The 17,998-nt window shown below is 72.4% G+C and carries 16 protein-coding genes; 7 read left to right on the forward strand and 9 right to left on the reverse strand.

What is annotated here, in order from left to right:
• Positions 1–51 precede the first annotated feature (51 nt).
• Positions 52–1,851, reverse strand: coding sequence for an HNH endonuclease (locus ACQEVI_RS01565; RefSeq protein WP_432893964.1), 1,800 nt, complete (start codon positions 1,849–1,851; stop codon positions 52–54).
• A gap of 197 nt (positions 1,852–2,048) precedes the next feature.
• On the opposite strand from ACQEVI_RS01565, the gene ACQEVI_RS01570 reads away from it, so the two are divergent.
• Together ACQEVI_RS01570 and ACQEVI_RS01575 are read left to right on the forward strand one after the other, a co-directional pair.
• Entirely contained in the window at positions 2,049–2,498 is a 450-nt protein-coding gene (locus tag ACQEVI_RS01570; RefSeq protein ID WP_432893966.1) for a GNAT family N-acetyltransferase, read from the forward strand.
• Positions 2,495–3,022, forward strand: coding sequence for an O-acetyl-ADP-ribose deacetylase (locus ACQEVI_RS01575; RefSeq protein WP_432893968.1), 528 nt, complete (start codon positions 2,495–2,497; stop codon positions 3,020–3,022). Before ACQEVI_RS01570 ends, ACQEVI_RS01575 begins: the two co-directional genes overlap by 4 nt.
• Positions 3,023–3,055: 33 nt before the next feature.
• Here ACQEVI_RS01575 and ACQEVI_RS01580 read toward each other — a convergent pair whose 3' ends face one another.
• The 3 genes from ACQEVI_RS01580 to ACQEVI_RS01590 are packed head-to-tail and all read right to left on the reverse strand — an operon-like array spanning position 3,056 to position 5,741.
• Positions 3,056–3,745: an HAD hydrolase-like protein gene (locus tag ACQEVI_RS01580; protein WP_432893970.1), complete on the reverse strand. Its 690-nt coding sequence runs from the start codon at positions 3,743–3,745 to the stop codon at positions 3,056–3,058.
• A 20-nt stretch (positions 3,746–3,765) separates the two neighbouring features.
• Positions 3,766–5,331: a multicopper oxidase family protein gene (locus ACQEVI_RS01585; RefSeq protein WP_432893972.1), complete on the reverse strand. Its 1,566-nt coding sequence runs from the start codon at positions 5,329–5,331 to the stop codon at positions 3,766–3,768.
• Entirely contained in the window at positions 5,328–5,741 is a 414-nt protein-coding gene (locus tag ACQEVI_RS01590) for a hypothetical protein (protein ID WP_432893974.1), read from the reverse strand. Before ACQEVI_RS01590 ends, ACQEVI_RS01585 begins: the two co-directional genes overlap by 4 nt.
• A 146-nt stretch (positions 5,742–5,887) precedes the next feature.
• Between ACQEVI_RS01590 and ACQEVI_RS01595 the strand changes: the two genes are divergently transcribed.
• Both ACQEVI_RS01595 and ACQEVI_RS01600 read left to right on the forward strand, forming a co-directional pair.
• Entirely contained in the window at positions 5,888–7,042 is a 1,155-nt protein-coding gene (locus ACQEVI_RS01595) for a sensor histidine kinase (protein ID WP_432893976.1), read from the forward strand.
• A gap of 8 nt (positions 7,043–7,050) precedes the next feature.
• On the forward strand, positions 7,051–7,704 hold the full coding sequence (locus ACQEVI_RS01600; protein WP_432905752.1) for a response regulator transcription factor: 654 nt from the start codon (positions 7,051–7,053) through the stop codon (positions 7,702–7,704).
• Positions 7,705–7,752: 48 nt separating this feature from the next.
• On the opposite strand, the gene fgd is transcribed toward ACQEVI_RS01600, so the two are convergent.
• Positions 7,753–8,754, reverse strand: coding sequence for a glucose-6-phosphate dehydrogenase (coenzyme-F420) (fgd, locus tag ACQEVI_RS01605; RefSeq protein WP_432893978.1), 1,002 nt, complete (start codon positions 8,752–8,754; stop codon positions 7,753–7,755).
• Between the two features lie 216 nt (positions 8,755–8,970).
• Between fgd and ACQEVI_RS01610 the strand changes: the two genes are divergently transcribed.
• Together ACQEVI_RS01610 and ACQEVI_RS01615 are read left to right on the forward strand one after the other, a co-directional pair.
• On the forward strand, positions 8,971–10,497 hold the full coding sequence (locus tag ACQEVI_RS01610) for a WXG100 family type VII secretion target (RefSeq protein ID WP_432893980.1): 1,527 nt from the start codon (positions 8,971–8,973) through the stop codon (positions 10,495–10,497).
• A gap of 27 nt (positions 10,498–10,524) precedes the next feature.
• On the forward strand, positions 10,525–11,121 hold the full coding sequence (locus ACQEVI_RS01615; protein ID WP_432893982.1) for a hypothetical protein: 597 nt from the start codon (positions 10,525–10,527) through the stop codon (positions 11,119–11,121).
• Between the two features lie 6 nt (positions 11,122–11,127).
• Here the strand turns inward: ACQEVI_RS01615 and ACQEVI_RS01620 are convergent, their stop codons facing one another.
• Genes ACQEVI_RS01620 through ACQEVI_RS01635 form a run of 4 tightly spaced genes read right to left on the reverse strand, consistent with a single transcriptional unit; the run spans position 11,128 to position 16,485 of the window.
• On the reverse strand, positions 11,128–12,075 hold the full coding sequence (locus ACQEVI_RS01620; protein WP_432893984.1) for a hydroxymethylglutaryl-CoA lyase: 948 nt from the start codon (positions 12,073–12,075) through the stop codon (positions 11,128–11,130).
• A complete protein-coding gene (locus tag ACQEVI_RS01625; RefSeq protein ID WP_432905755.1) occupies positions 12,068–14,008 on the reverse strand; it encodes a biotin carboxylase N-terminal domain-containing protein in 1,941 nt (646 codons plus the stop codon). Before ACQEVI_RS01625 ends, ACQEVI_RS01620 begins: the two co-directional genes overlap by 8 nt.
• Positions 14,009–14,013: 5 nt before the next feature.
• Positions 14,014–15,591 (reverse strand): carboxyl transferase domain-containing protein, encoded by a 1,578-nt coding sequence (locus tag ACQEVI_RS01630; RefSeq protein WP_432893986.1) that lies wholly within the window; start codon positions 15,589–15,591, stop codon positions 14,014–14,016.
• A gap of 57 nt (positions 15,592–15,648) precedes the next feature.
• Positions 15,649–16,485, reverse strand: coding sequence for a helix-turn-helix domain-containing protein (locus ACQEVI_RS01635; RefSeq protein ID WP_432893988.1), 837 nt, complete (start codon positions 16,483–16,485; stop codon positions 15,649–15,651).
• A gap of 92 nt (positions 16,486–16,577) precedes the next feature.
• On the opposite strand from ACQEVI_RS01635, the gene melA reads away from it, so the two are divergent.
• On the forward strand, positions 16,578–17,996 hold the full coding sequence (melA, locus tag ACQEVI_RS01640; RefSeq protein WP_432893990.1) for an alpha-galactosidase: 1,419 nt from the start codon (positions 16,578–16,580) through the stop codon (positions 17,994–17,996).
• The last annotated feature ends 2 nt before the right edge of the window (positions 17,997–17,998 follow it).

A 17,998-nucleotide genomic window follows, 5' to 3' on the forward strand; every position in this document is an offset into this window, starting at 1 on the left:
GGCTCGCGCGGGTGCGGGGATCGCCCGCCGGCGACGTCAACGCGGGTCTTGTCAGAACGGCGGTTCGTCGGCACCGCTTATGGCACCGGGTTCGGTGGTCCGGTAGGGGCGGGGTAGGTGCTTCCCCGTGAGGGCGCGCAGGGTGAGGTCGTGGCTGGTGTCGGGGTCGATCTCGTCGATCTCGATGTGGGTGTCCAGCACGGTCGGTGGCCGGGTGTGGGTGCGTCCGGTCGGTGTGGTCCAGGTGGTGATCCCGGTCAGGGGGTCGCGGACGACGCCCCAGCCGGCGTGGGTCTTGAGCAGGTGGTGCTTGCGGCACAGGGGTTGCAGGTTCTGTGCGCGGGTCTGCCCGGGAGCACCACCTGTGTTGTTGCTGTCGCGGACGGGGTCGTCGTTCTTGTGGTGGTCGAAGGGTTGGATGTGGTCGAGGTCGCATCCGGTGGCGGCGGTGTCGCACCATCCGAAGGTGCAGGTCTCGTCTCTGGCTTCGACGGCTGCGCGGAGGACTTTGCCGGGTTGGTAGGTAGTGGTGGAGTAGTCGGTCAGGATTCCGGTGACGGGGTCGGTGAGCAGGCGTTGCCAGGTCGCGTCCTGCGCGATGATGCGTGCGGTCTCGGCGGGGATAGGGCCGTACCCGGCGAGGTGTCCAGGTGCGTCGTCCAGGCCGAGCAGGGCGCTGGCGGGGATGGTGACGCGGACCACGGGCCGGGTGGGTGTGACCCGCACCGGCCGCACGATCTCCTGCACGATCTGCTGCACGACGGGTGCCCTGCCGCCGCAGGTGCATACGGGAGAGTCGGCTACGTCAGCTGTCGCGTCAGATGTCGCGTCGCTGATCCCCGTGGTGTCGGTCTCGGTGGGGGTGAGGCGGTCGGCGGGTAGGAGGCGGCCGGTGACGATGCCGGTCAGGGAGTCGGCGCGTAGCTGGCTCAGGGTGCGGTCCTCGCCGGTGGTGTGGCGGAGCTGGTGGGCCATGTCGTCCACGACGCCCCAGACTGCTGCGGCGTCGGTCGCGGGCAGGTAGGCGGACAGCCAGCCCATGTCGTTCTCCGCCCGGTCCACGTGCACGCTACGGCGGGCCGTCTCCGTGTTCGTGGTCTCGGCGGCGCCGTGCCGGTTCTTGGCGAAGGTGAGCATCCGGGCCTGTAGCCATCTCCACGTCCGTCGTGGTGCCTGGGGCAGGAACCGGTTGATGGCTTCGGTGCGTTCGGCCACGGTCAGCTGGGCGGCGGAGCGCAGCAGGGTGTGTGCCTTGCGTGCGTCGATCCGCCCGGCCAGGAGGGCTTGGATGACGGTGGGGTGCTGGGTGCCGGACTCGGCCCGGACCACGACCTCGCTCGCCTCGGGCTCGGTGACCACGAGTTCGTTGGTGACCTGTCCGACCAGCGAGTTGTGTGCCAGCGGGTGACTCTCGCGCGTGGAACGCTCGGCCAGGACACGGGCTTGTATGCCTGCGGACCAGGACTGCAGCCGGCCGGACGCGATCATCAGGTCGCCCAGGGCGTCGTCCGACAGGTCGGCCAGCGGGCCCGTACCCAGCGCGTCACCGGGCACGCCCGGGTCCGCGTGTGCTTCGGGGTGGGGGCCGAGGTTGCCGGCCAGGTCGATCGCCTCGGCCACCACCCGCGCCAGCCTTGGGCCCGGTGCACCCCGCAGTGCCTGCCGCAGGACCTCCTCCGGCCACAGGAACACGGGAATCGTGTCGGGAGGCCAGTCCGGCCCAGGATCCGGCATCTCGTCCGGCCCCGACCCCACACCCGTGTCCGCCCCCTGATCCCAGGCCTGGTGGTCCACAGCAGGCTCGTCCAGGAGCGCGCCGGCCATGCCGTCGTCAGACAGTCCCTCGCGCATGCAGCACACTCCTCACCCGGGTCAAGTAATTTATAAGGCTAACTGTTCACGCCATAGCTGCGGACATACGTTCGACTCTAGCCTCCACCACTGACATCCGCCCGGCCTTCTGCCACCCGCGTAAGAGATGAGGACGTGCGGTCGCGGAGCGCTATTTCCCTCGGCCGGTGTCGGTGACCAGTGGTTGACTCCGGACCATGAACGACGCGACCTACGAGTTCTCCACGGACCCGGCCCGCATCGACGCCGCGCGCGTCCACGAGCTCGTCTCCCGCTACACCTACTGGGCGAAGGACCGCCCGCGCGGTGTGATGGACGCCGCCATCGCGGGCTCCCGGCCCTACGGCGTCTACCGCCGCGACACCGGTGCGCAGGTGGCGTTCGCGCGTGTGGTGACCGACGGCGTGACGTTCGCCTGGCTCGCCGACGTCATCGTGGACCCGGACCTGCGCGGGCAGGGCATCGGCAAACTCCTGGTTGCGGGGGTGGTCGCCGACATCGAGCCGCTGGGCCTGCGCCGCACGCTCCTCGCAACGGCCGACGCCCACGGCCTCTACGAGCAGTTCGGCTGGCGGCCGGTCAACGACGGGTTCAAGTGGATGGAACGCACGGGAACCGGAGCCGTCACACAGGGAGCAGGCGCATGACGATTTCCGTCGAGATCGGTGACCTGACCCGCGTGGAGGCGGATGCGATCGTCAACGCCGCGAACTCCCTGCTGCTGGGCGGCGGCGGGGTCGACGGCGCCATCCACGCCGCCGCCTGGCCACGCCTCCTCGAGGCGTGCCGGCGACTGCGCAACACCACCCACCGGGACGGCCTGGACGTGGGCGACGCCGTCGCGACCCCTGCGTTCGACCTGCCGGCCTCGTGGGTGATCCACACCGTCGGGCCGAACCTGCATCGCGGCCAGGACGATCCGGCCCGGCTCGCGTCGTGCTTCGCCAGCTCGCTCGACGCCGCCGCCGAGCTGGACGCCCGGTCGATCGCCTTCCCTGCGGTGAGCGCGGGTGCCTACGGCTGGCCCGTCACCGACGTCGCACGCATCGCCGTCACGACCTGTCGCACCTGGCTCGCCGAGCATCCGGACGCCAGTCCCCAGGAGGTGCGGTTCGTGGTCCTCGACGAGCGGTCGCGGGACGTGTTCGACGAGGCGCTCGGTGCGGAATGACGACCCGCACACTGGAGTCGGCCGGCGGGCGGGTCAGCTCGTGAGCAGCTTGGCCAGCTCCGCCGGCGTCGCCGCGAGCGCCACGGCGCCGGCGGCCTCCAGCTCGCCGGGTGCCGCGTAGCCCCAGGTGACGCCGATGGTCGGGACGTCGTGGTGGGCGGCGGCGTGCACGTCGTGCTCACGGTCACCCACCATCACCGTCTGCCCGACGTCGGCACCGAGGGCCACCGCGTGGGCCAGCGCGCGCTCCACGACGACCTCCTTGCCCTCCACGAGTCCGACCGCCTCGCCTGCGGCGCCGTGGACACCGTCGAGTCCGCCCTCCAGGTAGCGGTCGAGCCCGAAGTGCTCGACGATCTGCCGCGCGTAGTGCTCCGGCTTGGCAGTAGCGACCAGGAGCGTCACCCCGGCGTCGCGCAGCTCGGTCAGCGCTTCCGGGAAGCCGGGGACGACGGAGTTGTCGAACATGCCGTGCACCTCGAAGTCGCGGCGGTAGGCGGCGATCGCGGCACCGGCGTCGGCGTCGGACAGCCCGATACCGGTCATGCTCGCTCCCAGCGGTGGGCCGACGAACGTCCGTAGGACGGCGTCGGTGGGGACGTCGAGTCCGGCGTCGGCGAACCCGACGCGCAGGGACGCGATGATGCCGGGGGCCGAGTCGGTGAGGGTGCCGTCGAGGTCGAGCAGGACGTGCGTGATGCGGCGCGGGAGGGAGAGGGTCACCTGCCGAGCGTGCCACACGTTCAGTGGTGCCCCGCGTGGGCGTCCGCGTCGTCACTGTCCGCGTCGCTGTGCGCGTCCCCGTGCCCGTCCCCGTGCCCGTCCCCGTGCCCGTCGGGCGGCGTCCCCGCCTCCTGCCCCGGTCCGACGACCACGAACTGCCCCATCATCCCCTCGTCCTCGTGCAGCAGCATGTGGCAGTGGAACATGTAGGGCACCTCGGGGTCCGCGTAGTCGTCGAACCGCATGAGCAGCCGGTAGGTGCGGTTCGGTTCGAGGTACACGGTGTCCTTGGGTCCGGCCAGCTCGGGCGGCGGTGCGTCGCCGTCGACGGACAGGATGCGGAACTGCACGTCGTGCACGTGGAAGCTGTGGGGCATCGGCACGGTGCTGCGCACCTCCCAGATCTCCGTGTCGCCCTCGGTGACGACCTCGTCGATGCGGCCCATGTCCATCCGGCGCCCGTTGATCTGGCGGTCGTCGAGCTCGAACGTGCGCGTCACCTTAGCGGAGTCCTCGTGCAGCGCGTCCCGCGCGGCGTGGACGGACGGCTCCCAGGCCGGCTCCGGTGATGGCGTGAGCTCGTCGGCGGCCCGGAGCTCCAGCACGTCGAACGCGTCGTTGCCGCCCATCGCGAACGGGACGACGACGCCGCCCAGGTCAGCCTCGAACGAGTGCAGGCGTGTGGTCTCGCCCGGCTCCAGCTCGACGACGACCTCGGCGCGCTCGCCGGGGGCGAGCCGTACCTGCTCGAGGGTCACCGGGTCGTCGAGCAGCCCGCCGTCGGTCGCGACGAGCTCCAGGTCCCGGTCCTGGAACCCGAGCTGGTAGGTCCGCGCGGTCGACCCGTTGAGCAGGCGCAGCCGCACGCGCTCGGTGGTGACCTCGTGGTACGCACCCACGGTGCCGTTGGCCAGGACGGTCCCGCCCAGCGTGCCGGGCTCGCTGCCGTCGTCCGAGAGCTCCAGCTGACCGTCGTCGTCGAACACCTTGTCCTGCACGATCACCGGCACGTCGTCGACGCCGTACTCCTGCGGCAGGGCGGCGGCGCGCGAGACGTCGTCGTCCAGGAGGAACATGCCCGCCAGGCCGCGGTAGACGTGCTTCTCCGTGGCGCCGTGCGGGTGCGGGTGGTACCAGAGGCTGGCCGCGGGCTGGTCGATCTCCCAGGTGGGGCGCCAGGTGGCGCCCGGTTCGACCTCCTGGTGCGGCCCACCGTCCATCGCGGCAGGCAGGTGCATGCCGTGCCAGTGCACACTGGTCGGCTCGCCGAGCTCGTTCGTGACCTCGACGGCGACCCGCTCCCCGCGCTCGGCACGCAGCGTCGGCCCGAGATAGGAGCCGTTGAAGCCCCATGTCTCGGTCCGGACGCCCGGCCGGAACTCGGTAGTGCCCTCCTGCGCGGTGAGCTCGAAGACCCGCGTGCCGTCCACCGTCCGTGACGGCGCGAGCGGCGGGACGGCCAGCTCGTTCGTGAACTCCGTCTCGTCGACGGGTGTGACCGAGCCGGGGATCGCGCCGCAGCCGGCGAGCGCGAGGACGAGCACGAGGGCGGCAGGGCCCGCCGCCAGGGCGCCGGCCCGCCTCATCGGCCGGCCCCGCGCAGACGCTGCACGCCGGCCGCGACCAGACCAGCGAGCAGACCCACGAAGGTGTCGACGAGCAGTGCCGGGATCATGGTCCACGCGGGCTCGACGCCCGAGCCGCCGGGCCCGCCGAAGCCGGCGAGCGCCGGGACGAGCTGCCCCAGCGCGACGCCGACGAGCCCGTAGGCCAGGCCGGTCAGCGTGAGGGTGAGCACGGGCCGGGGCACGCGGCCCAGGCCGACGACGCCGATCCACACGGCGGCGGTGGTGCCGATGATCGCGAACGCCCGGGGCGCGCCCGTGCCGAGCACGCCGGTGAGGCCGGTCAGCGGCCAGAGCAGGGCCAGCGCGGAGAGGCCGGCGACCACCGCCCACGGGACGGCGGGCTGCGGGGGAAGGTGCTGAGATGTCATGCCTCGACGGTGCCCGCCGGGGCACCTGTCCCACATCGGCCCTGGATCGTCTCCCGGTGTCGCCCGGAGGCGACACAAACCCTGACTTCGCGGCCGGAGGGCTCCGGGACGATGCCTCAGGGCCAGCCCGTCCGTAGGGTGACGGTGTGTCCGAGAGCCGTCCGTCCGAACCGGGTGCCGCCCCGCGTGCCGTCGACCCGCGCGTCACCGACGTCGTCCTGGCGCTCGCCATGGCCCTGGTGGTCGCCGTGGTCATCGCCGCGGACCCCGCCGCCGTGCGGCACGCGGGCCCCGGGGCGTATCTGTTCGCCGTTGGTTTCGGGGCGCTGGTCCTGCTGCGACGCCGGGTGCCGCGCACCATGCTCGTGATCACGGTGCTCGCCGTGTTCGTCTACTACACGCTCCAGTTCGCGCCGATCGGCATGGCGCTGCCCGCGATCGCGGCGCTGTACTCGGCGGCGGAGATGCGGCGTACCGGCTGGGCCATCGGCGCGGGCACCGCGCTGATCGCGGTCTCGACCTACTACCGGACGGTGGGCAACACCCCCGAGGAGGCCCTGGCGCCGTACGAGCTCGTCACCGACGTCGCGCTGGTCGCGGCGGCGATCGCGCTCGGGGTGGCCGTCCGCCTCTCGCGGGAGGCACGCGGGCACGAGGCGCGCACTGCCGAGCAGCGCCTGCAGGCGGAGCGCCTGCGCATCGCCCGGGACCTGCACGACGTCGTCGGGCACAACCTGTCGGTGATCGCCCTGCACTCCGGCGTGGCCGCGGAGGCCGTCGGCCGGGACGACGACGCGGCCCGGCGCGCGCTCGGGCACGTGCGCGAGGCGACGTCGGGCACGCTGCACGAGCTGCGGTCGACGGTCCGGCTGCTGCGCGGGCCCATGGGCGGGCCCGACTCCGCGCCGACCGGCCTGGCGGGCGTCGACACCCTTGCCGCCTCGGCCCGTGCGGCCGGACTCGTGGTCGAGGTCAGGCTGGACGTACCCGCCGGGACCCTCGACGGAGCCGTCGACGCCGCCGCCTACCGGGTGGTCCAGGAGTCGCTCACCAACGTGCTGCGGCACGCCAAGGCCGGCCGCGTCGTGGTCTCCGCGCGGGCAGCCGGCGGCCGCCTGGTCCTCCGGGTGGCCGACGACGGCCGAGGTGCCGGCCCGGGCCTCGTGCCCGGCACCGGGATCTCCGGCATGCGCGAACGCGTCGCCCTGCTCGGCGGCACCCTCACCACGGACGACGCGCCCGGCGGCGGCTTCGTCGTGGCCGCCGATCTGCCCCTCCGGCTGGAGACGGGAGAAGCATGACCGGCCCACTGATCCGCACGGTCCTGGTGGACGACCAGGAGCTCGTGCGCGCGGGGCTGCGCGCCCTGGCGGAGAGCGAGGGCGACATCGCCGTCGTCGGGGAGGCCGCCGACGGGCAGGCCGGGGTGTCCCGCGTGCGGGAGCTACGGCCCGACGTCGTGCTCATGGACATCCGGATGCCGCGCCTGGACGGCCTGGCCGCGACCCGGGAGATCGTCGCCGATCCTGACCTGGCGGACGTACGGGTGCTGATCCTGACCACGTTCGACGAGGACGAGCACGTCTTCGAGGCGATCCGGTCCGGCGCCGCCGGCTACCTGCTCAAGGACGTCGCGCCGGCCGAGCTGCGCCGCGCCGTCCGCGTGGTCGCGGCGGGCGAGTCGCTGCTCGACCCGGGTGTGACGGCCACCGTGCTGCGCGCGGTCGCGGCCGCCCCGGCGCCCCGGACCGACGACCGCCGGCTCGCCGGGCTCACCGAACGCGAGCGCGAGGTGCTGCAGCAGCTCGGCCGAGGGCTGACGAACGACGAGATCGCCCGCGAGCTCTACCTCAGCCCAGCCACCGCACGCACCTACGTGAGCCGGCTGCTCGCCAAGCTCGGCGCCCGGGACCGTGCGGCGCTGGTGATCCTCGCCTACGAGACGGGGCTCGTGCGGCCCTGAGCCGCACGGGTCTCGTCCGGTCAGGCCGGGGTCAGAGCGCCCTGTAGATCACAGCGCCTTGAGACGCGGCAGCACGTCCTCGCTGAACTGGGTGAGGAACCGCTCCTGGTCCTGGCCGGGACCGTGCACCACGAGGTGGTTCAGGCCGGCGTCGACGTAGGGCTTGATCTGCTCGACGGCCTGCTCCGGGTCGGACGCGACGATCCAGCGCTTCGCCACCTGCTCGATCGGCAGCTCGTCCGCCAGCTGTTCCATCTCGGTGGCCGAGGTGACGCTGTGCTTCTGCTCGGGGGTGAGCGACAGCGGCGCCCAGAACCGGGTGTTCTCCAGCGCGGCGGCCGGGTCGCGGTCGTACGAGATCTTGATCTCGATCATCTTGTCGACCTGCGCGACGTCGCGCTCCGCCTTGGCCGCACCCTCGGCGACCGCGGGCAGCAGCTTCTCCGTGTACAGGTCCATGCCCTTGCCGGAGGTGCAGATGAAGCCGTCGCCCGCGCGCCCGGCGTACCTGGCCACGAGCGGGCCGCCCGCCGCGACGTAGACGGGCACGGGGTTCTCGGGCCGGTCGTAGATCTGGGCGCCGACCAGCTCGAAGTAGTCGCCCTTGAAGTCCACGGAGTCCTCGGTCCAGAGCGCCCGCATGAGCTGCACCGCCTCGCGCAGCCGCGCGAACCGCTCCTTGAACTCGGGCCACTCGCGGCCCGAGACGGCGATCTCGTTCAGGGCCTCGCCCGTCCCGACGCCGAGGATCACGCGGTTCTCGGTCAGCAGCGCCAGGCTCGCGAACGTCTGGGCGATGACGGCGGGGTTGTAGCGGAACGTCGGGGTCAGCACGCTAGTGCCGAGCTGGATGCGCGAGGTGCGCTCCCCCGCCGCGGCGAGCCAGGCGAGGGCCGACGGCGCATGGCCACCCTCGTGCCGCCACGGCAGGAAGTGGTCGGAGACCATCGCGCTGTCCAGTCCCACCTCCTCGGCGCGTACTGCGAGCTCAACCAGCTCGCGCGGCCCGAACTGCTCGGCGGACGCCTTGTACCCAATCTTCAGAGTCACGTCTGAGACCCTACGCTCGATCGCCGACGTACGAGGCCCGTCGTCGCGCACGTCACATCGGGCCTGCTCAGGCGCTCGACCAAGGGCTCAGGCACCATGGGCAGGTCTACCCATGGCGCCCCGGATCGGATCCGGCTACCTTCGGGCTGCCGGGGGCAACCGGCCAAGGGCCTACCGGATCACCGGTATGCGGCGGACCGGCGGAGCGGGGTGACCATGGGCGAGCTGTGGGGCGCGGACATCGCCCAGCTGAGGGCGCTCGCCACCGCCATGCGGGACAACACGCAGACCCTCGAGACGGCACGCGCCCAGGTGGACGCGCTGATGGACGACGTGGACTGGTTCGGCCCCAGCGGCCAGGAGTTCCGCGAGCTGTGGTCGAGCGTGCACCGCGCGAACATGTCTGCGGCGATCGACACGCTCACCGAGGCCGGAGACACGCTGGACCGGAACGCCGACAGCCAGGAGCGCACCAGCGAGGACGCCGGGCTCGCCGGGGCCGGCTCCGGCACGACCGGCACCGGCACCAGCTCAGCGGCGGGCGAAGCTCCGGGTGGTCCCGGCGCCCAGGTCGCCACGGCTCCCCTCACTCCCGAGGAGTACACGGGCCTCTCGACCGCGGAACGCGAGGAGTGGCTGGCGACCGCCACCGACGAGCAGGTCGCCGCCCTCCTGGCCGCGATGGAGGCCCAGGGGCTGTACCCGGGACCGGACGCCGGTCCCGTCGCCAGCGAGCACTGGACCCGGCAGGCGGCCCAAGACGCCGGCATCGACTATCTCGAGTGGGACCCCAGCCAGGGCGCGCAGGCCAACCGCGAGAACATCGAGGCCGTCTACGAGTACTACGCCCAGCTCTACCTCGAGAACCCGGACCTGCAGTGGGCGGGGATGGCGGCGATGATCGGGCCGTCGTTCGCCGCGGGCTTCCAGGACCTGGCCATGTTCCGGGACATCGCACAGGGCTTCGAGGTCGGGGGCGAGGTGCTCCAGCACCTGCCCAACGGACTTCCCCAGGGCGTCCTGATCGAGCAGATCGCCGCGTTGACCGACGAGGACCTGCGCTTCTACGAGACGACCTTCCTGGAGATGCAGCAGGAGATCTTCGCCGACCAGGCTTCCATGCACGCCGCCTACGAGCACGGCGGCCTGGCGGAGATCGAGCGGATGTACGACTCCGGCGCCATCGACGAGGCGACGTACGACTCGTGGGTGGACATCGACTCGGGCGATCCCACGCGCGTCACCGAGGGCAACACCCAGTTCCTGGACCGCGAGCAGAACCAGATCATCGCCGACGACTACGACGAGATGCGGAACCACCCGGTGACCGGCGAGGCGATGACCTACATGATGACTCTCGTCGGTGAGGCGTCGATCCCCGGCACGCAGACGTTCGGCGAGTACAACCCGCTGACGGTCACCGTGGAGACTCCCGGGCCCGAGAACATCGGCATCCCGTTCACCGACGTGTCGTTCGACAACCCCACGCAGGGGTCGGTCTCGGTCAGCACTCCGCTGCCGAACGGCAACATCTCGGATGCCGCGCAGCGCTGGGACTACGTCTCCAACGACACGCTGCCCGCGTACCAGGACCTGATCGCGAACGACCCGGCTCGCGCCGAGGAGATCCTCCGGACCGACGTCTCCGAGCGCATCGAGGGCTACCGGCTCACCAACCCGGACCGGCTCGGCCGCATCGTCGAGGACCTCGCGACGGACTGGAGCGTCGATGTCGACCAGTGACGCCTCGCCTCGTGACAAGGTGGACCAATGTCCGTACGACAGGTGATCCTCGCGGCGGCCACCGTCCTCGCCCTCGCGGCGACGACCGGCTGCACCGTCAGCGTCGGCGGCGGCCGGGACGACGACGGCGCCCAGCTATTCGGAGAGGGGAACAGCATGCAGTGGGACCTGACACAGCCGCTCGAGGCGGAGGCTCTGGGGCTCCCGGAGAACAAGCGGGTGGAGGTCGCCGTGCCCGACGACGCCACCGTCAGCCTGACCCTCCCGACCGGAACATGGTCGGGGCGTACCGAGCAGATGGCGGTGAGCACCCGGCACGGCTACGTGGACTCCGTCGACGTGTTCTGGACCGAGGCCGACGGACAGGCGGCAGCCGACCGGATGGCGGCGGACGCCGGCCTGCTCGGCGTCGACGCCACCAAGGTCGCCGAATGGGCCGAGACCGCGAGGTGGGCCGAGACCGCCGACATCAACCGGTCCCGGACTGACGCCAACTACAACGGCGCGGCCGGTGAGGTGTCCACGGCGATCAAGCCCAGCATGGCCGTGGGCGACGGCCCGGGCACGCCGGTCCGGCTCTGGTACAAGTTCTACGTCCGCGACGTGGTCGAGACGGCAGGCTGAGCAGGGCTAACCCCGCAGTGCCTGCAGTACCCGGCTAGGCGACGGGCGCCCCAGGTGCCCCTCCAGCCAGGTCCCGGTCTCGACCAGGCGCGGCATGGAGACGCCGGTGGTGATCCCGAGCCCGTCGAGCATCCAGAGCAGGTCCTCCGTGGCGAGGTTCCCCGTCGCCGACTCCGCGTACGGGCACCCGCCGAGCCCGCCCGCCGACGTGTCGAACGTCGTCACGCCGTGCCGGAGCGCGGCGGCGACGTTGCCGAGCGCCTGGCCGTAGGTGTCGTGGGCGTGCAGCGCCAGCACGCCGTCCGGCATGCCCGCGGCGTTCAGGGCGTCCAGGAGCGCGACGACGTGCCCCGGCGTCCCGACGCCGATCGTGTCGCCGAGCGAGAGCTGCTCCGCCCCGAGGTCCATGAGCCGCTTGCCCGCCGCGACCACCTGGTCCAGGGGCACGTCGCCCTCCCACGGGTCGCCGAAGCACATCGACACGTAGGCCCGCACGCGCATCCCCGCCGCGCGGGCCCGGGTCATGACCGGCTCGAACATGGCCCACTGCTCGTCCAGGGAACGGTTCAGGTTCCGCCGCGCGAAGGTGTCGGTGGCGCTGGCGAACACGGCGATGTGCCGCAGCCCCAGGTCGTAGGCCCGCTCCAGGCCACGCTCGTTCGGCACCAGCACCGGCAGGTCGCGGGCGCGGTCGCCGAGCCGGTCCACGAGCGCGGCGAGCACCTCCTCCGCGTCGGCCAGCTGGGGCACCCAGCGCGGGTGCACGAGACTCGTGGCCTCGACGTACGGCAGGCCGGCGTCGAGCAGGCGCTCGACCAGGCCCACCTTCACCGCCGCCGGGACCACCGCCTTCTCGTTCTGCAGGCCGTCGCGCGGGCCCACCTCGTAGATGGTCACGCGGTCGGGCAGGCTCGGGTCGGGTACCACCTGGGGGCGCCGGAGCTGCTCAGGCATCGCTCTCCCTCTCCGTCTCAGGGTCCATCTCGAAGAGCACCTGCCGCGCCGCCACCTGGTCGCCGGCGGCTGCCCGGACGCGGACCACGCCGTCCGCCGGCGCCAGGAGCGCCACCTCCATCTTCATCGCCTCCAGCACCCCGAGCGCCTGCCCGGCGACCACCGGGTCGCCGTCCCGCACCTCGACGCGGGCCAGCGTGCCGGGCATCGCGGCGAGCACCACGCCGTCGGACAGCTCGGCCACCGCGACACTCGAGGCACCCGGGCGGACGAACCGGAACGTGTGCCCACGGGTGCTCACCTCGACCGACCGAGGACCGACGTCCACCGTGAACCGCGCGGTCACACCGTCCAGGGCGAGCAGCCCGTCGCCCACGAGCCTGCACGACGTCGGCGGCTCGCCCGCGCGACGCACCTCGCCCCGGGCGGTGCTCACACGGAGCACCGCGTCGTCCAGCTCGACCCAGGTGTCGGCGGGCGGCCCGCCGAGGCGCCACCCGTCTCCGCCGTCGGCTGCCGCAGCCGCCGCGACGGTCCAGGCTGCCGCCGCCATGGCGGACGCCGGGTCCGGGGCGGGCAGCGGGTGGGCGTCCAGCCACGCGGTGTGCACCTCGCCGTCGCGGAACGCGTCCGAGGCCGCGAGCGCCCGCACGAACCCGGTGTTGGTGACCAGGCCGCCGATCGCTGTCGCGTCGAGGGCCGCGACGAGGCCGTGCCGGGCGGCCTCGCGGTCGGCGCCGCGGGCGATGATCTTGCCGACCATGGGGTCGTAGGCGGCGGGGACGACGGTCCGGTCCTCGATGCCGGCCTCGACGCGAACGCCGGTCGAGACCTCCGGCCACCGCACCCGTGTAGCCGTCCCGGCCTGGGGCAGGAACCCGCCGAACGCGTCCTCGGCGTAGATCCGCGCCTCGATCGCGTGGCCGGTGACGGCGACGTCGTCCTGGGCGAAGCCGAGCGGTTCCCCCGCTGCCACGCGGAGCTGCTGCTCGACGAGGTCGAGGCGTTCGCCGCGCACCGTGACGACCTCCTCGGTGACGGGGTGCTCGACCTGAAGACGGGTGTTCATCTCGAGGAACCAAGCGCCGCCCCCATCCACCTCCACCAGGAACTCCGCCGTCCCGACCCCCGTGTACCCGACCTCCCGGGCCAGCCGGACGGCCCACCCGTGCAGCGCGTCGCGCAGGGCCGGGTCGAGGTCGGGTGCGGGAGCCTCCTCCAGGACCTTCTGGTGGCGGCGCTGGGCGGAGCAGTCGCGCTCGTGCAGGTGCAGGACGTTGCCGTGCTCGTCGGCGAGGATCTGCACCTCGACGTGCCTGCCGCGTTCGACGTACCGCTCCAGGAGGACCGTGTCGTCGCCGAACGCGGCGGCGGCCTCGCGGCGGGCGGCGGCGATCGAGGACTCGAGCTCCTCCTGGCTGCGCACGATCCGCATGCCCTTGCCGCCACCGCCTGCGGCGGCCTTCACCAGGAGCGGGAACCCACCGTTGGTCGAGCTTGTCGAGACCCCGGTTCCGGCGGGATCGACCACCGACAGCGCCAGCATCGGCACGCCCGCGGCTTCGGCGATCTTCCGCGAGGTGTCCTTGCGCCCCATGGCGTCCATCGCGTCGGGCGGCGGTCCCACCCAGGTCAGCCCGGCGCCGATGACGGCGCGCGCGAAGTCGGCCTGCTCGGACAGGAACCCGTAGCCGGGGTGGACGGCGTCGGCGCCGGTCTCCTTCGCGGCCGCGAGCAGGGCGGGGATCGACAGGTAGGACTCGGCGGCGGAGGTCGGTCCGATGCGGACGGCGACGTCGGCGGCGCGGGTGTGCGGCGCGGCGACGTCGGCGTCGGAGTAGACGGCGACCGTGCGCAGGCCGAGGCGGCGCGCGGTGTGGATGATCCGCAGGGCGATCTCGCCGCGGTTGGCGATCAGGAGGGTGTTGGGCATGTCGGTCACATCCGGAAGATGCCGTAGGACGGCTCGGCGATCGGGGCGTTCGCGGCGGCGGCCAGGCCGAGCGCGAGGACGCGGCGGGTGTCGGCGGGGTCGATCACGCCGTCGTCCCAGAGGCGGGCGGTGGCGTAGTAGGGGTTGCCCTGGGTCTCGTACTGGGCGCGGATCGGGTCCTTGAACGCCTCGACCTGCTCGGGCGGGGCGTCGGCGAGGTCGCGCTGCACGGTCGCGAGGACCGACGCCGCCTGCTCGCCGCCCATGACGGAGATGCGGGCACCGGGCCACATCCACAGGAACCGGGGGTCGTAGGCGCGGCCGCTCATGCCGTAGTTCCCGGCGCCGAACGAGCCGCCGAGCACCACCGTGAACCGCGGCACCGACGTGCAGGCCACGGCGGTGACGAGCTTGGCGCCGTCCTTGGCGATGCCGCGGTGCTCGTACTCCTTGCCGACCATGAACCCGGCGATGTTCTGCAGGAACACGAGCGGGATGCGCCGCTGGTCGCAGAGCTGCACGAAGTGCGCGCCCTTGAGCGCCGACTCGGAGAACAAGATGCCGTTGTTCGCGATGATCCCGACCTGGTACCCGTCGATGCGGGCGAACGCGCAGACCAGGGTCTCGCCGTACCGGGCCTTGAACTCGGTGAGCTGCGAGCCGTCGACGATGCGGCGGATCACGTCGCGCACGTCGTACGGCGTGCGCGGGTCGGCGGGGACGTCGTAGAGGCCGTCGGGGTCGAGCTCCGGTTCCTCGGGCACCACCCGCTCCAGGCTCGGGGGTCGCGCTGAGCCGGTGGAAGTGCCGGTGGTGGTGCCGATGATCTTGCGGACGATGCGCAGGGCGTGCACGTCGTCGTCGGCCAGGTGGTCCGCGACGCCCGACGTCGTGGTGTGCACCAGTCCCCCGCCGAGCTCCTCCGCCGTGACGATCTCGCCCGTGGCGGCCTGCACCAGGGGCGGCCCGCCGAGGAAGATCGTGCCCTCGTCGCGCACGATGACCGCCTCGTCGCTCATCGCCGGCACGTACGCGCCGCCCGCGGTGCACGAGCCCATGACCGCGGCGACCTGCGGGATCCCCCGGGCGGAGAGGTTGGCCTGGTTGTAGAAGATGCGGCCGAAGTGCTCCCGGTCGGGGAACACCTCGTCCTGCATCGGCAGGTACGCGCCGCCGGAGTCCACCAGGTAGATGCAGGGCAGGTGGTTCTCGGCGGCGACCTGCTGTGCGCGCAGGTGCTTCTTCACCGTCATCGGGTAGTAGGTGCCGCCCTTGACGGTGGCGTCGTTGGCGACGATCACGCACTCGCGCCCCGCGACCCTGCCGATCCCCGTGACGATGCCGGCGCTCGGCACCGCCCACTCGCCGCCGTACATGTCGTAGGCCGCGAGCGCCCCGATCTCCAGGAACGCGGACCCTGGGTCGAGCAGCCGGTCCACGCGGTCGCGGGCGAGCAGCTTGCCGCGGGTCGTGTGCTTCTCGCGCGCCGCGGCCGATCCGCCCTCGCGCACGCGCGCGAGGCGGTCGCGCAGCTGCGCGGTGAGGGTGCGGAGGTCCGTTCCAACGGCGGTGTTGATGGCCACGTGTCGCAGCATAGTCCGCTGGTTAATGATCGTTAACCCCTGGCGCGCGGTTCGGCCTCAGCGGAAGGTGCGGCGGTAGGTGCCCGGGGCCGTGCCGCACACCTGCCGGAAGGTGTCGTAGAAGCTGCTCTGCGCGGCGAACCCGGACGCGTGCGCGATCTCGGCGGTGGTGCGGTCCGAGGTGATGAGCAGCCGTTGCGCCTCCGCGACGCGGCACCGCGCGATGTACGTGCCGACCGTCGTGCCGACTACCCGCTTGAAGAGCGTCATCGCGTGGCTCGGGCTCAGGTGGACGGCGCGGGCCACGTCGGCGGCGGTGATCGGCGACCGGTAGTGCTCGGCCACGAACTGGGCCATCGCGGCGGCACGCCCGGCGGCCCCGGCCCGGGGGTCCGGCGTCGTCCGAACCTCCGTGTCGTCCTGCGCCGCACGGGTCAGGACCCGACGCACGAACGCCTGGGCCTCGAGCATGACGACGGTGCCGTACCCGCCGTCCTGCACGTCGTGACGCCAGCTCTCGAAGAGGGCTGCGACGTCCCGCACCAGGGCGGACGTCGGCACGACGACGGGCCGCGCCCGCAACAGGACCGCCATCTGCTCGGTCGGCAGCGCCCAGCTCAGTACCTCGGTGAGCGGGATGTGCACCCAGGACACGTCGGTCGCGGGCGCGGCGGGCTCCACGAGCTGGTGCGGGGTCCCGCCCCAGAACAGCGCCACCTCGCCCGCCTCCACCCGCAGGAACGAGCCGCCGAAGAGGTACTCGAGCCGGCCCGCGTGCACCAGGTTGAGCTCCAGGTCGTCGTGCCGGTGCGGCCGCAGCATCACCGGCGGCGCGCCCCGCTGCACCCACAAGGCGGGTTCGTTCAGCTCCACCTCGTCGTCCGCGAGCACCATGAGCGGGAGCATAGGGCCGGACCGGAGGATCCCGGAGAGTCGGGCCACGCAGCCGGAGGTGTGACCGCCATCCTCTGACCTAGCGTCGCCGTATGGCTCATTCTCCCAAGATCACCATCATCGGCGCCGGTGGCTTCGTCTTCCCGTTGCGCCTCATCGGCGACCTGCTCAGCTTCCCGGCGCTGCGCGGCGCCACCCTCAGCCTCATGGACCTCGACGCCGGCCGCCTCGACCGGGTGGCGACGGCAACCCGGGAGCTCGTGGCGCACCACGGCCTGCCCACGGTGGTCGAGCAGACCACCGACCGCCGCGAAGCCCTGCGCGACGCCGACTTCGTGATCATCACGTTCCAGGTGGGCGGCGTGGAGTCCTACCGGCACGACGTCGAGATCCCGCGGCGCTACGGCGTCGACCAGCCGGTCGGGGACACCGTCGGCCCGGGCGGCGTCTTCCGGTTCCTGCGTTCCGTGCCTGCCTACCAGGCCATCGCCGCTGATGCCCTCGAGGTGTGCCCGGACGCCCAGTTCATCAACTACGCCAACCCGATGGCCATGGCCACCGCGTACCTCAACGCGCTCGGGCTGCGCACCGTGGGCCTGTGCCACAGCGTGCAGGGGACGACCCGGATGCTCGCGCGCACGCTGGGCGTGCCGTACGACGAGGTGTCCTTCCGCTGCGCCGGCATCAACCACCAGGCGTGGATCGTCGACTTCCGGCGCGGCACCGAGGACCTCTACCCGCGCCTGCGCGAGCTGATGAAAGAGCGCCACCAGCCTGCTCGCGCGGCGTCCGGCCTGCTGTCCGACGACGGCGACCACTCCGCGGAGGCCCTCGCCGCCAGCGACTACGAGGGCGGCAACGAGCAGGTACGCACCTCGCTGATGAACCACTTCGGCTACTTCGAGACGGAGTCCAGCCACCACGCGTCGGAGTACGTGCCGTACTTCCGCAAGGACGACGCCACCACCCTCGAGTACATCCCGGAGCGCTGGGACTACTACGAGATCTGCGCCGCGCACGACGAGCAGGGCGACGTCGACGAGCAGCTCGAACGCCTCAAGGCGGACCTGAGCCCGTCCGTCGAGTACGGGGCGTCCATCGTGAACGCCGTGGTCACCGGGGTACCTGCGGTCGTGTACGGCAATGTGCCCAACGCGGGCCGGGTCATCACCAACCTGCCCGACGACGCCTGCGTCGAGGTGGCCTGCCTGGTCGACGCGGGCGGCGTGCAGCCGACGTCGTTCGGCGACCTGCCGCCCCAGCTCGCGGCGATCAACCGCACGAACACCAACGTGCAGACGCTCGCCGTCCGCGCGGCGCTGACCGGCGACGTCGAGCACGTGCACCACGCCGTCGCGCTGGACCCGCTCACGTCCGCGCACTGCACGCTGGAGCAGATCCGCGCCATGACGGACGAGCTGCTCGCCGCGCACGCGGCGCTGCTGCCGACGGCCCTGACGGGAGCGCTGACGGGACAGCCGGCGGGACAGCTCGCGGAGGCCCGCTCATAGAC

Source organism: Promicromonospora sp. CA-289599, from assembly GCF_050936155.1.
GTDB lineage: Bacteria > Actinomycetota > Actinomycetes > Actinomycetales > Cellulomonadaceae > Promicromonospora.